The 13,721-nt window shown below is 70.5% G+C and carries 10 protein-coding genes; 9 read left to right on the forward strand and 1 reads right to left on the reverse strand.

Features of this window, described 5'->3' with window-relative positions; all coding sequences use genetic code 11:
• Positions 1 to 41: 41 nt before the first annotated feature.
• The gene (locus tag FBY40_RS02180; RefSeq protein WP_141936067.1) at positions 42 to 575 is read right to left on the reverse strand and encodes an adenine phosphoribosyltransferase; all 534 of its coding nucleotides are present in this window, start codon (positions 573 to 575) and stop codon (positions 42 to 44) included.
• 66 nt (positions 576 to 641) lie between these two features.
• On the opposite strand from FBY40_RS02180, the gene FBY40_RS02185 reads away from it, so the two are divergent.
• The 9 genes from FBY40_RS02185 (at position 642) to kdpC (ending at position 13,689) form a co-directional block, all read left to right on the forward strand.
• The gene (locus tag FBY40_RS02185; RefSeq protein WP_141936069.1) at positions 642 to 2,324 is read left to right on the forward strand and encodes a glycoside hydrolase family 13 protein; all 1,683 of its coding nucleotides are present in this window, start codon (positions 642 to 644) and stop codon (positions 2,322 to 2,324) included.
• 38 nt (positions 2,325 to 2,362) lie between these two features.
• Positions 2,363 to 3,379: a LacI family DNA-binding transcriptional regulator gene (locus tag FBY40_RS02190; RefSeq protein ID WP_141936071.1), complete on the forward strand. Its 1,017-nt coding sequence runs from the start codon at positions 2,363 to 2,365 to the stop codon at positions 3,377 to 3,379.
• Between the two features lie 63 nt (positions 3,380 to 3,442).
• Complete coding sequence (locus FBY40_RS02195) at positions 3,443 to 4,687, forward strand: amidohydrolase (protein WP_141936073.1); 1,245 nt, start codon at positions 3,443 to 3,445, stop codon at positions 4,685 to 4,687.
• 262 nt (positions 4,688 to 4,949) lie between these two features.
• Positions 4,950 to 7,049: an APC family permease gene (locus FBY40_RS02200; protein ID WP_141936075.1), complete on the forward strand. Its 2,100-nt coding sequence runs from the start codon at positions 4,950 to 4,952 to the stop codon at positions 7,047 to 7,049.
• 216 nt (positions 7,050 to 7,265) lie between these two features.
• Positions 7,266 to 8,645: an MFS transporter gene (locus tag FBY40_RS02205; RefSeq protein WP_141936078.1), complete on the forward strand. Its 1,380-nt coding sequence runs from the start codon at positions 7,266 to 7,268 to the stop codon at positions 8,643 to 8,645.
• A gap of 335 nt (positions 8,646 to 8,980) precedes the next feature.
• Positions 8,981 to 9,070, forward strand: a complete 90-nt coding sequence (locus FBY40_RS02210; protein ID WP_141936080.1) for a potassium-transporting ATPase subunit F — start codon at positions 8,981 to 8,983, stop codon at positions 9,068 to 9,070.
• A complete protein-coding gene (gene kdpA / locus FBY40_RS02215) occupies positions 9,070 to 10,752 on the forward strand; it encodes a potassium-transporting ATPase subunit KdpA (RefSeq protein WP_141936081.1) in 1,683 nt (560 codons plus the stop codon). The genes FBY40_RS02210 and kdpA overlap by 1 nt, the downstream gene beginning before the upstream one ends.
• Before the next feature lie 2 nt (positions 10,753 to 10,754).
• On the forward strand, positions 10,755 to 13,037 hold the full coding sequence (gene kdpB, locus FBY40_RS02220) for a potassium-transporting ATPase subunit KdpB (protein WP_141936083.1): 2,283 nt from the start codon (positions 10,755 to 10,757) through the stop codon (positions 13,035 to 13,037).
• Between the two features lie 37 nt (positions 13,038 to 13,074).
• Complete coding sequence (gene kdpC / locus FBY40_RS02225; protein WP_141936085.1) at positions 13,075 to 13,689, forward strand: potassium-transporting ATPase subunit KdpC; 615 nt, start codon at positions 13,075 to 13,077, stop codon at positions 13,687 to 13,689.
• The last annotated feature ends 32 nt before the right edge of the window (positions 13,690 to 13,721 follow it).

The following is a 13,721-nucleotide window of genomic DNA, read 5'->3' on the forward strand; positions in this document are numbered from 1 at the left end:
CACCGTGTCAGGGTCAAGCACCAGGGTTCGGGTTCACTCCGTCAGGCCCGGAAGACGGTGTGGATGTCGCGTTCGACGCGACTCAGCACCTCCCGGCCGCCGAGCGCCTCGAGCTCGAGCAGCACCGCGGTGCCGGTGACGTCGGCGCCGACCGCGGCGAACAGTTCGTGCGCCGCGGCGAGGGTGCCGCCGGTGGCCAGCACGTCGTCGACGAGAAGAACGCGCGCGCCGCGAGGCAGGTCGTCATGCACCTCGATCGTGGCATTGCCGTACTCGAGGGCGTAGTCGACCGCCGCCGCGGGCCGCGGGAGCTTTCCGGCCTTGCGCACCGGCACGACGCCGGTGTCGGCGGCGATCGCCGCGGCGGCGGCGAGGAGGAACCCGCGCGCCTCGACGCCGGCGACGACGTCGAAGCTGCCCGCAAAGGGGGCGATGAGCGCCTCGGTCACCGCGCGGAGCGCGGCGGCGTCTGCGAGGAGCGGAGTGATGTCGCGGAACTGGATGCCCGGCGACGGGTAGTCGGGGATGACGGTGATCAACGATTCGGCGCGGGCGAGGGGGCCGGAGGCGGTCACCCCGCCACCCTAGTCGCGCGCGCAACATACTCAGGAAAATGTAAGCGCTTGCAGTATTGTGAGCGCATGACTTCGCCCGAAACGGTCACATCCCCCGCAGACCGCTCCTCCACCCCCGGTTCCGAGTGGTGGCGCACCGCCGTCATCTACCAGATCTATCCGCGCTCGTTCGCCGACACCTCCGGTGACGGCATCGGCGACCTTCCCGGCGTCACCGCCCACCTCGACGACCTCGCTGAGCTCGGCGTCGACGCGATCTGGCTGTCGCCCTTCATGCGCAGCCCCCAGAAGGACGCAGGATACGACGTCGCCGACTACTGCGACGTCGACCCGCTCTTCGGCACGCTCGCCGACTTCGACGACATGCTCGAGGGGGCGCACGCGCGCGGCATCCGGGTCATCGTCGACCTCGTTCCCAACCACTCCTCCGATCAGCACGAGTGGTTCCAGCAGGCTCTCGCCGCCGCGCCCGGCAGCCCTCAGCGTGCGCGCTACATCTTCCGCGAGGGCCGTGGCATCGACGGCGACGTGCCCCCGAACAACTGGGAGTCGGTCTTCGGCGGCCCGGCCTGGACCCGCGTGACCGAGGCCGACGGCACCCCCGGTCAGTGGTACCTGCACCTGTTCGACACCTCGCAGCCCGACTTCGACTGGACCAACGAAGAGGTGCGCGAAGAGTTCCGTCGCATCCTCCGCTTCTGGCTCGACCGTGGCGTCGACGGCTTCCGCGTCGACGTCGCGCACGGCCTGGTCAAGGCGGAGGGCCTTCCCGACTACACCCCGCCCTCCACCGCCGACTCGATGGGCGGCGGCGAGGTGGACGTGCCCTACTGGGGTCAGGAGGGCGTACACGACGTCTACCGCGACTGGAACGCCCTGCTCGCGGAGTACGAGGGCGACCGCGTCCTCGCCGCCGAGGCGTGGCTGCCCACTGCCGACAAGACGGCGCTCTGGGTCCGCGAAGACGAGATGCACCAGGCTTTCAACTTCCCGTACCTGTCGACGCCGTGGAACGCCGCGGAGCTGCGCGAGGTCATCACCGAGTCCCTGCGCGCCTTCCCGGGTGTCGGTGCGCCGAGCACCTGGGTGCTCTCCAACCACGACGTCGTGCGTCACGCGTCGCGCCTCGCGCTGACGGCCGAGAACCCGCAGGGGCACGGCATCGGTCCCGACTCCCCCGGCAAGCCGATTCCGGATGTCGGACTGCGCCGCGCCCGCGCCGCGACGACCGTCATGCTGGCGCTCCCCGGTTCGTCGTACCTCTTCCAGGGTGAGGAGCTCGGCCTCCCCGAGGTCGTCGACCTGCCCGATGACGCCCGCCAGGACCCCACCTGGTTCCGCACCGGCGGCGAGCGCTACGGCCGCGACGGCTGCCGCGTGCCGCTGCCGTGGCAGAGCGACGCGCCCGCGTTCGGCTTCAGCACGACCGGCGAGGCGTGGCTGCCGCAGCCGGCCGACTGGGCGGGTGTGGCCCGTGACGTCCAGCGCGCCGACGGCGGCTCGACGCTGTCGCTGTACCGGAGCCTTCTCGCCGAGCGCCGCGCCCACCAGCTGGGTGCCGGCGGCCTGGAGTGGATCGACGGATTCGGCGACGACGTGGTGGCGTTCCGCAACGGCTCGGTGCGGGTGATCGCCAACCTCGGCGCCGCCCCGGTCGAGCTGCCGGCGGGTGACGTCCTGGTCGCGAGCGGGCCGGTCGACGGTCGCACGCTGCCCGTCGACACGGCGGTCTGGCTCACCGAGGACTGAGCGGCGCAGGCGCGCGGGACGACGAGCGAGGGGGCGACGTGGTCAGCATCGATGAGGTGGCACGCCTGGCCGGCGTGTCCACCGCCACGGTCTCCCGCGCGCTGAGCGGCCGCGGCCATGTCTCGGCGACGGCGAAGACGAGGGTCGAGGATGCCGCGAAGAGCCTCGGCTACGTCGTGTCGGCGTCGGCATCGAGCCTGGCCTCGGGCCGCCGGCGCAACATCGGGGTGCTCGTGCCGTTCCTCGACCGCTGGTTCTTCAGCACGGTGCTGAGCGGCATCTCGACCTCGCTCATGCGCCGCGGCTACGACATCACGCTGTACAGCCTCACCAACGACGCCGCCGAGCGGCACGCGATCTTCGAGACGTTCCTGCGCCGCCAGCGGGTGGACGGGGTGATCGCGATCTCGCTCGAACTCGGCGAGGACGAACTCGAGCGGCTGCGGCAGCTCGACCTGCCGGTCATCGCGATCGGCGGGCCGAGCCCGCGGCTGGACACCCTGACGATGGATGACGTGGCCGTGGCCCGGCTCGCCACCGAGCACCTCCTCGCGCTCGGCCATCGCGACATCGCCCACATCGGCGCGAGCCCCGAGTTCGACGTCGACTTCCACGTGCCGACCCAGCGGCGGCAGGGCTTCGAGCAGGCGCTGGCCGACGCCGGGTTCCCCGCGCGGCCGGCCCTGTACGAGCCCGCCGACTTCACGATCGAGGGCGGCTTCCGCGCCGCCAAGCAGCTCCTCGGGCGCCCCGGCGAGCGCCCGACAGCGATCTTCGCCGCCTCCGACGAGATGGCGATCGGCGCGCTGCTCGCCGCGCGAGAGCTCGGCTACCGGGTGCCGGAGGACCTCTCGATCATCGGCATCGACGGGCACGAGCTCGGCGAGTTCTTCCGGCTCTCCACGGTCGACCAGTTCCCGCTCGGTCAGGGTGAGAGGGCTGCCGACGCGATCCTCGCCGAGATCGATGCGGTCGCGCCCGTCGAGGATCGCCCGTCGCGGCGCCTGCCGTACGAGCTGGTCGTGCGCGGCTCCACCGCCCGCGCGGCGGGCTGACTCCGCGCGCGGCTCACCGGCCGGCCCGGAGCCGCCCGGTGTTCGCAGGTTAGGCTCGGCGGTATGGCCCTCGACCTCGACGCGATCTACACCGACCTCCACCGTCATCCCGAGCTGTCGTTCCAAGAGACCCGCACCGCCGGGGCCATCGCGCAGCGTCTGACGGAGCTCGGAATCGAGTTCGAAGAGGGCATCGGCCGCACCGGCCTTGCCGCGGTGATTCGCAACGACGACGACAACGCCGCCGATGGCGAGCGCGGCCCGGTCGTGTGGCTGCGCGCCGACATGGACGGCCTCCCCGTCGAGGAACGCACCGGCCTCGCCTACGCCAGCACCGCGCGCGGTGTCGACCCGCAGGGCCTCGACGTGCCGGTCATGCACGCGTGCGGCCACGACATGCACGTCACCGCTCTTCTCGGCGCGCTCGAGCGCCTGGTTGCGACCACCGACGAGTGGCGGGGCACCGTGGTGGCCGTCTTCCAGCCCGCCGAGGAGTACGGCGCCGGGTCGCAGGCGATGATCGCCGACGGCGTTCTCGACCGCTTCCCCCGCCCCGACATCGTGCTCGGCCAGCACGTCACCCCGCTCCCGGCGGGCACCATCGGCGTGCGCCCGGGCACGCAGATGGCCGCCTCCGACGGACTGCGCGTGACGCTTCTCGGCCGAGGCGGCCACGGCTCGCGGCCGCAGGCCACGATCGACCCCGTCGTGATGGCCGCGGCCACGGTGATGCGGCTGCAGACCGTCGTCTCGCGCGAGACCGACCCGCGCGATGTCGCCGTGGTCACCGTCGGGTCGATCCACGCCGGCCTGAAGAACAACATCATCCCCGCCGAGGCCGTGCTCGAGCTCAGCCTCCGCTATCCCGACGACGCGGCCCGTGCCCGCGTGCTCGAGAAGGTCGAACGCATCGTCCGGGCCGAGGCGCAGGCCTCGGGCGCCGAGGAGGAGCCGGTCATCAAGGTCGACCACAGCCTCCCGCCGACGATCAACGACGACGAGGCGACGGCGCGCCTGAGCGCGGCGTTCACCCGCGCCTTCGGCGACGACAAGGTCGTTGACCCCGGCATGTTCACCGGCAGCGAGGATGTTTCCTGGTTCGCCCGCGAAGCAGGAGTGCCGCTGGTGTTCTGGTTCTGGGGAGGCGTCGACCCTCAGGTGTACGCCGACGCCGCGGCATCCGGGAGCATCGAACGCGAGATCCCCACCAACCACTCGCCGTTCTTCGCTCCGCTCCTGCAGCCCACCCTCGACAACGGCGTGGCGAACCTCGTCACCGCGGCGCGGGAGTTCCTCGCCGCGCGCTGATCCGGCGCATCCTCTCCCTCTCTGCGCGGGCACCTTTGTCCGCGCGGGAACCTTCATCCGCGCAGCCTCCGCTTCCCCTCCCCGCGCGGGCACCTTCTCTCTGCGCGGGCACCGCCTTCCTTCCCCGCGCGCGGAGAATCGGCCGAGAGGCGTACGTTTCGCCGCGAAAAGTACTCCCGCGGGCCGATCGTCCTCTCGCCGCGAACCGCGGCTCTCGGGCCACCCGGTCGCGACATGGTGCGCACGCGCCGCGACAGGCGTAATGTCATCGGCCGTGACGACTGATGGTCGCGAGCCGGTGGAGGAATCCCCTCGCGCAAAACGCCTCCTGCTGGGAGACCCCCTCACCTCCGAAAAGCTCGACGACCAGCTGCTGCCCAAGCGCCGCGCGCTGCCGATCTTCGCCTCCGATGCGCTGAGCTCGGTCGCCTACGCCCCGCAGGAACTCCTGATGATCCTGCTGATCGGCGGCACGGCGTTCCTGGCCTTCAGCCCCGGGGTCGCGGTCGCCGTCGTCGTGCTGCTCGTCGTCGTCGTGCTGAGCTACCGCCAGCTCATCAAGGCCTACCCCTCAGGCGGCGGCGACTACGAGGTGGCGCGCACCAACCTCGGCGAGGTGCCGGGGGTCGTCGTCGCCTCGGCGCTGCTCGTCGACTACGTGCTGACCGTGGCCGTGTCGATCGCGTCGGGCGTCGACAACATCATCTCGGCGATTCCCGAGCTGGCGCCCTTCCGCATCGAGTTCGCGGTCGGGTTCGTGATCCTGCTCGTCCTCGTGAACCTCCGCGGGGTCCGCGAGGCCTCGTTCGCCTTCGCGATCCCCACCTACGTCTTCATCGGATCGGTCGCCGTGATGGTGGTGGTCGCCCTCATCCGCACCGCACTCGGCGACCCGCCGATCGCGTCGAGCGCCGAGTACGCCGTCCAGGCCGAGGAGCTGACGCAGGCCGCGACGATCCTCCTCATCCTGCGGGCGTTCTCGAGCGGATGCTCCGCCCTCACCGGTGTCGAAGCGGTCTCGAACGGCGTGCCGGCCTTCCGTCGCCCGAAGGTCAAGAACGCGCAGTGGACCCTCGTGCTCATGGGCGGCGTCGCCATCGTCCTGTTCGCCGGCCTCACCGCGGTCGGGCTCATCTCGCAGGTGCACTACGCCGAAGACCCCTGCACCCTCGTGGGCTTCGCGTGCGAGACCACCCCGCAGCCGAGCCTCATGGCGCAGATCGCCGCGGCGACATTCGGGATGGGCTCGATTCCGTTCTTCATCGTGCAGGCCGCCACCGCGTGCGTGCTGCTGCTCGCCGCCAACACGGCGTTCAACGGCTTCCCGCTGCTCGGCTCGGTGCTCGCCCGCGACGGCTACGCACCGAAGGCGCTCAACACGCGAGGCGACCGCCTGGTGTTCTCCAACGGCATGATCATCCTCGGGCTCGCGGCCATCGTGGTCCTGGTCGTGTACCAGGCGAACCTCACCACGCTGATCCAGCTCTACATCATCGGCGTCTTCGTGTCGTTCTCCCTCGGGCAGATCGGCATGGTGCGGCACTGGCGTCGAGAGCTTCGTCAGACCACACGGATCGAGGCGCGGCGCGATCCGCGGGCGGCCGCGGAACGCCGTTCGGTGCTGATCGGACTCGCCATCAACTCCACCGGAGCGGCGATGACGGTGGCCGTGCTGCTCATCGTCACGGCCACGAAGTTCATCTACGGAGCGTGGCTGGTCTTCCTCGCCATCCCCGTCCTCGCGGTCCTCATGGTCGGGGTGAACCGCTACTACCGCGACGTCGACCACGAGATCCGCATCGACGAGCCCGTGCGATACGGATCGTCAGGCGACATCGCTCTCATCCTCGTCAGCAAGCTGCAGAAGCCTGTCGCCAAGGCCCTCGACTACGCCCTGGCTGCCCGGCACGACAAGACGATCGCCCTGCACGTGGCGGTGACGAATGAAGATGCTGACGCGCTGCAGCAGGCGTGGCAGGACCAGCGGATGCCGGTGCCCCTCGTCATCCTCGAGTCGCCCTACCGCTACTACGCCCAGCCCGTCGCGGAGTTCATCCGTCAGTACCGCGAGAAGCACGGGTCAGCCGTGGTGACGGTGTACCTGCCGCAGTACATCGTCGGGCACTGGTGGGAGACCTTCCTCCACAACCGCCGCGCGCGGCGCATCGCCCAGCAGCTCATGCTGATCCACGGCGTCACGATCACCCTCGTCCCGTGGCTGCTCGACTCGTCCGAGCTCATCTACGGGCGCCGCTCGCGCCCCCTTCCCGGCCAGGACCGCGCCGGCCGGCCGTTCGACCCGGCCATCGAGGCGCCCCCGATCGCCGAACGGTCGAGCCTGGAGGCCCGCCCCGACGAGTGACGCGGGCCCCGCGGCATCCCCTCTTCTCCCCCTTCGGCCCCTTCGCGCCCTCTGCCGGCGCGCGTACTTCGGGCCCCTCTGCCGGCGCGCGCACGATCGGCCGAGACGCGGACGTTTCGCGGCAGAACGTACGCGCCCGGGCCGATCGTCCTCGTCTCAGCGCAATGATCGTTGCGGCCGGACCCTGAGCGGACCGGACTGTCTAGGCTGTCGGCGATGACCGCCGCCGATCGCCCCGCACTCCGCCTTCTGTTCCGAGGGCCGCGGGGTCGGCTGCTGGCCGCGCTTCTGCTGGCCGAGTTCGCGGCGAGCGTGACCGGCCTGAGCTACGCCGCCGTCCTCCCCGTAGCAGCGGCCGAATTGGACGGACTCGCGCTGTACGGACCGGCCGTCACCATCACCGGTGTGGTCAGCATCGCGTTCATGGCGTTCGGTGCCTACCTCTACGGCCGTATCGGCGCGCAGGCACAGCTGGGGATCTCCACGGCCATGCTCATCGTCGGCGTGGCCCTCTCCGCCGGCGCCCCGTCGATGGAGGTACTCATCGCGGGCCTCGCAGTGCGAGGCGTCGCGGCCGGCATCATGGGCGGGCTCGGGATGGGTGTGCTCTCCGACGTCTTTCCCGACGCGAAGGAGCGCGAGCGCGCGTTCGGTCTCTACGCGCTCATGTGGGTGGCACCCGCCCTTGCCGGCCCTGCGGTCAACGGCGTCCTCCTCGTCACCGTCGGCTGGCGGGCATCGATGGCCTGGCCGGCCGTGCTCATCGTGATCGCGCGAGCCCTGATGTCCCGATACCTGCGGGTCGTCGGATGGCAACGACCCCCTGATCCGGCGAAGATTCGCGCACCATGGGCGTTCCTGTCGATCGCCGCCGGCGTGCTCGTCGCCCAATTCGGAATCGCATCGGAGACACCGCTCGGCGTCGCGATCGCTGTGGCGGCCCTCGCCCTGACTCTCGCCGTGCCCTTCCGTCGCGCCCTTCGGCTGACCGTCCCGGGCGAGCGTCAGGCCCAGGCGGGCGGATGGATTCTGGCGCTCGTCTGTGGGAGCTATTTCGGCATCAACGCGCTCGTCCCGCTCCTTTCGGCGACGTATCTCGACGCCTCCGGAGTCATCGGGACGGTGCTGGTGTCGATCGGTCCCCTCGCGTGGGCGCTGTTCAGTGCTGGCGGCCTGGGGGCGCGCGTGTCAGCGAGAGGCTCGTACCTGTTGGCCGCCGTCGCCTTCCCCCTCGCAGCCCTCGGAGTGGCGATGTTCGCCGTGGGCCTCACGAAAAGCGTGGCGATCGGGGCGATCGGGCTGGGCCTGGTCTCGGCACTGATCGGGATGGCGATGGGTGTGGTCTATCCGAAGGTGATGACGCTGGCGTTCGAACGATTCCGGGGCTTCGACGGCACAAATCGCGCGCACGGCGGAGTGGTCCTCGGGGTCGGGGAGGACGTCGGCACCGCGACAGGCACCACGCTGCTCGCCGGCATCGGTGCGGTCGTCATCGGAATGGGGACGGGGTGGGTCGCAGGGCTCGCGGCGGCATTCGCCGTGCTCCTGGTCGTCGCGTGGGTCATGGCCGGCCGCAGTCGGCTGTGGCGACCGTGACCTGACCGCGCGGCGCGAGCGCAATCGGCCGAGACGCGGACGTTTCGCGGCAGAACGTACGCGCCCGGGCCGATCGTCCTCGTCTCGGGAGAGAGGAAAGGGGAGAGGCGCGAGGAGAGAGGAGAGAGGAGGGGAGCGAGGCGCGCGAGACCCGCAACGCGACCGTGAGCAACCCGTGAGGAGCAGCCGCCCGGCCGTAGGGATTCCGTGAGGACGCCGGATCCGCAGCATCCACGGGTGTTGCATCGCATCTCGTGCTCGATGTCATCTACCTCCTGGCGACCCTCGCCCCTCTTCGCCCTCGTCGGCCTCGCCGTGAAGGGGGTGGAGCGGCTGTGACCGTGCTCTCGCTCATCGCCACGGTCCTCGCCGTCGCCGCGATCGTCTACCTCGTCGTCGCCCTGGTGAAGCCGGAGAAGTTCTGATGGACGCCTCCTCCGTCTGGACCGGTGTGCTGCAGGTCGCCACCGTCGTCCTCCTCCTCGTGCTGATCTATCGACCCCTCGGCGACTACATCGCCCACCTCTTCACCTCCGACCGCGACCTGCGCGTGGAGCGGGGGCTCTACCGCCTCATCGGCGTCGACTCCCGCTCCGAGCAGAGCTGGCAGGTCTACGCGCGAAGCGTGCTGATCTTCTCGGCCGTCGGCGTGCTCTTCGTCTACACTCTCCAGCGGCTGCAGCAGTTCCTGCCCTTCTCGCTGGGTCTTCCCGCCGTGCCTGAGGCGCTGGCGTTCAACACCGCGGTCTCGTTCGTGACCAACACGAACTGGCAGTCGTACTCCCCCGAGCTGACTCTCGGCTACACGGTGCAGTTCGCCGGACTCGCCGTGCAGAATTTCGTCTCGGCGGCCGTCGGCATCGCCGTCGCGGTGGCCCTCGTGCGGGGATTCGCCCGGCGGGGCGCCGCCACGATCGGAAACTTCTGGGTCGACCTCGTCCGCGGCGTCGGGCGCCTGCTCCTGCCGCTGTCGATCCTCGCGGCGATCGCCCTGCTCATCGCCGGCGTCGTGCAGAACGTCAACGGTTTCACCGAGATCACCACCGCCACCGGCGGCACCCAGCTGATCCCCGGCGGTCCGGTCGCCTCGCAGGAGGCCATCAAAGAGCTCGGCACGAACGGCGGCGGATTCTTCAACGCCAACTCGGCGCATCCGTTCGAGAACCCGGCCCCGTGGACGAGCGTGCTGCAGATCCTCCTCCTGCTCGCGATCCCCGTCGCCATGCCCCGCGCGTTCGGCCGGATGGTCGGCGACAACCGTCAGGGCTACGCGATCCTCGCCGTGATGGCCTCGATCGCGATCGTCTCGATCGCCGCGGTCAGCTGGCTCGAATCGCTCGCCCTGGGCACCGCGCCGCAGCTGGCCGGCAGTGCGATGGAGGGCAAGGAGGTGCGCTACGGCATCTTCGGCTCGACCCTCTACGCCGCCGCGACCACCCTCACCTCCACCGGCGCCGTCAACTCGATGCACGACTCGTACACCGCGCTCGGCGGCATGATCCCGATGATCAACATGATGCTCGGCGAGATCGCGCCCGGCGGCGTCGGCTCGGGACTGTACGGGATGCTGGTGCTCGCCGTCATCGCGGTGTTCGTCGGCGGCCTGCTCATCGGCCGTACCCCGGAGTACCTGGGGAAGAAGATCGGGCCGCGGGAGATCAAGCTCGCGAGCCTGTACATCCTCGTCACCCCGACCCTCGTGCTCGCCGGGACGGCACTGAGCTTCGCCCTCCCCGGCATCCGCGAAGACGTCGAGTCGACCTCGATCTGGAACCCCGGCGTCCATGGATTGAGCGAGGTGCTGTACGCCTTCACCTCGGCGGCGAACAACAACGGCTCGGCCTTCGCCGGCCTGACGGCCAACACCCCGTGGCTGAACACCGCCCTGGGGGTGGCGATGCTGCTCGGCCGGTTCCTGCCGATGGTGCTCGTGCTGGCCCTCGCCGGGTCGCTGGCGGCCCAGAAGCCCGTCCCGACGACGGTGGGCACCCTGCCGACGCACCGGCCGCAGTTCGTCGGCCTTCTCGCGATCCTCGCGGTGGTCGTCACCGCGCTCACCTATTTCCCCGTTCTCACGCTGGGTCCCCTGGCGGAAGGTCTGGTCTGAACATGTCCACACTCACCGATCCCGCCGACGCAGCGGGCGTTTCGACTCGCTCCGCTCGCTCAACGACCGAAGCGGAGGGCGTTTCGACTCGCTCCGCTCGCTCAACGACCGAAGCGGAGGGCGTTTCGACTCGCTCCGCTCGCTCAACGACCGAAGAGCCGCGCGCCCCGCGCGCCTTCGGCGCGGCCCAGCTCGCCCAGGCCCTTCCCGGGGCGCTGAAGAAGCTCAACCCCGCCGCACTGTGGCGGAACCCCGTCATGTTCCTCGTGTGGGTCGGCGCCGCCCTCACCACCGTGATCGCGATCGCCGAGCCCTTCCTCGGCGGCGCGGGCGAGTCGGGCGGCACCCCCGTGCCCGCCGGATTCACCTGGGGCATCGCGGTGTGGCTCTGGCTCACCGTGATCTTCGCCAACCTCGCCGAATCGGTCGCCGAGGGACGGGGCAAGGCGCAGGCGGCGACCCTGCGGAAGACCCGCACCTCCACGATGGCGAACCGGGTGTCGGGCTACGACGCCGCCGGCGACCCGGCCGCCGAACGCGCGGCGACCGCGCCGGTCTCATCGGCCGACCTGACCCTCGGCGATGTCGTCGTGGTCTCGGCCGGTGAGCTGATCCCCGGCGACGGCGACATCGTGCACGGCATCGCCACCGTCGACGAGTCGGCGATCACCGGCGAGTCCGCCCCCGTCGTGCGCGAATCCGGCGGCGACCGCAGCGCCGTCACCGGCGGCACCCGCGTGCTGTCCGACCGCATCGTCGTGCGCATCACCTCCAAGCCCGGCGAGACGTTCGTCGACCGCATGATCGCCCTCGTCGAGGGAGCCAGCCGGCAGAAGACGCCTAACGAGATCGCGCTGAACATCCTCCTCGCGAGCCTGTCGATCGTCTTCGTCATCGTCGTGCTGACGCTGAACCCCATCGCCGACTACGCCGCCGCGCCCGCGAGCATCCCGGTGCTGATCGCCCTGCTGATCTGCCTCATCCCCACCACGATCGGTGCGCTGCTGTCGGCGATCGGCATCGCGGGGATGGACCGGCTCGTGCAGCGGAACGTCCTGGCCATGTCGGGACGCGCCGTCGAGGCCGCGGGCGATGTCACCACGCTGCTCCTGGACAAGACCGGCACGATCACCTACGGCAATCGTCGTGCGAGCGCGTTCGTGCGGATGCCGGGGGTCGACCCCCGGCAGGTGGCCGAGGCGGCGGCGCTGTCGTCGCTGGCAGACCCCACCCCCGAGGGGACGTCGGTGGTCGAGCTCGCCGCCGCCGAGGGCGTCAGCGCCCGGATGCCCGCCGGAGCGGTCGCCGTGCCCTTCACCGCGCAGACCCGTATGAGCGGGCTCGACCTGCCCGACGGCACTCAGGTGCGCAAGGGAGCCGGGTCGGCGGTGCTCGCGTGGCTCGAGGCGGAGGGCGCGGCGGTGTCGACCCAGGTGCGCGCCCAGGTCATCAGCGAGACCGACGCGATCGCGTCGTCCGGCGGCACGCCGCTCGTCGTCGCGACGTTCGCCCCGGTCGAGCCCGCGCAGCCCGGCGAGCCGCGAGGGCGCATCCTCGGCGTCATCCACCTCAAGGACATCGTCAAGGACGGCCTCCGCGAGCGGTTCGACGAACTGCGCGCGATGGGGATCCGCACCGTGATGATCACGGGCGACAACCCTCTCACCGCCAAGGCGATCGCCGCCGAGGCCGGGGTGGACGACTACCTCGCCGAGGCGACGCCGGAAGACAAGCTCGCCTTGATCCAGCGGGAGCAGGAGGGCGGGCGCCTGGTCGCGATGACAGGCGACGGCACTAACGACGCTCCGGCGCTGGCACATGCCGACGTCGGGGTGGCGATGAACACGGGGACGTCGGCGGCGAAGGAGGCCGGCAACATGGTCGACCTCGACAGCGACCCGACGAAGCTCATCGACATCGTGCGGATCGGCAAGCAGCTGCTCATCACCCGCGGCGCCCTGACGACGTTCTCGCTCGCCAACGACATCGCGAAGTACTTCGCCATCATCCCCGCGATGTTCATGGGGATCTTCCCCGGGCTGGCCGCGCTGAACATCATGGGGCTGTCGTCGCCGGCGTCGGCGGTGACGAGCGCCATTATCTTCAACGCGATCGTCATCGTCTTCCTGATTCCGCTCGCGCTCCGCGGCGTCGCCTACCGTCCCGCCAGTGCCTCGCAGCTGCTGACGCGGAACCTGCTGATCTACGGGCTCGGCGGCGTCATCGCCCCGTTCATCGGCATCAAGCTCATCGACATGGTCGTGAGCCTCATCCCGGGCTTCTGAGCCCCCGCATTCTCGGCCCGAACAAGGAGTCCCCCTCATGTCCGCCACCCGCACCACCCTTCGCAGCGTCGGCGTCGCCGTCCACGCGATGGTCGCCTTCACCGTCATCCTCGGTCTCGGCTATACCCTCCTCATCACCGGCATCGGCCAGCTGGCCCTCCCCTGGCAGGCGAACGGTTCCCTCGTTCAGGACGCGTCCGGAAACGTCGTGGGCTCGGCCCTCATCGGGCAGTCCTGGACGGATGCCGACGGCGAGGCCCTGCCGGAGTACTTCCAGTCCCGCCCCTCGGCGGCCGGTGACGGCTACGACGGCGGCGCCTCGAGCGGCTCGAACTGGGGTCCTGAGAACCCCGACCTCATCGCCGCGATCGAGGAGCGCAAGGCCGTCATCGCCGAGCGCGAGGGCGTCTCGCCCGACGACATCCCCGCCGACGCCGTCACCGCGTCGGCCTCGGGACTCGACCCGCACATCAGCCCCGCCTACGCGCTTCTCCAGGTGCCGCGCGTGGCGGAGGCCCGCAGCCTCGCCGAGCAGGACGTCCGCGACCTGGTGGAGTCTATGATCCAGTCCAGGGACCTCGGGATTCTCGGGGAACCGCGCGTCAACGTCCTGCAGCTGAACCTCGCGCTGGACGCCCGGAACCAGGACTGACGCCGCAGAGACAGAAGGACCACCCATCATGC

It is taken from the genome of Microbacterium sp. SLBN-154 (assembly GCF_006715565.1).
Classification (GTDB): Bacteria; Actinomycetota; Actinomycetes; order Actinomycetales; family Microbacteriaceae; genus Microbacterium.

Excerpts from the sequence above, each read along its gene's own strand:
- kdpA (WP_141936081.1), top strand. The coding sequence starts at position 9,070 with ATGGACGCCTCCTCCGTCTGGACCGGTGTGCTGCAGGTCGCCACCGTC.
- FBY40_RS02195 (WP_141936073.1), top strand. The coding sequence starts at position 3,443 with ATGGCCCTCGACCTCGACGCGATCTACACCGACCTCCACCGTCATCCC.
- FBY40_RS02185 (WP_141936069.1), top strand. The coding sequence starts at position 642 with ATGACTTCGCCCGAAACGGTCACATCCCCCGCAGACCGCTCCTCCACC.
- kdpB (WP_141936083.1), top strand. The coding sequence starts at position 10,755 with ATGTCCACACTCACCGATCCCGCCGACGCAGCGGGCGTTTCGACTCGC.
- kdpC (WP_141936085.1), top strand. The coding sequence starts at position 13,075 with ATGTCCGCCACCCGCACCACCCTTCGCAGCGTCGGCGTCGCCGTCCAC.
- FBY40_RS02205 (WP_141936078.1), top strand. The coding sequence starts at position 7,266 with ATGACCGCCGCCGATCGCCCCGCACTCCGCCTTCTGTTCCGAGGGCCG.
- FBY40_RS02200 (WP_141936075.1), top strand. The coding sequence starts at position 4,950 with ATGTCATCGGCCGTGACGACTGATGGTCGCGAGCCGGTGGAGGAATCC.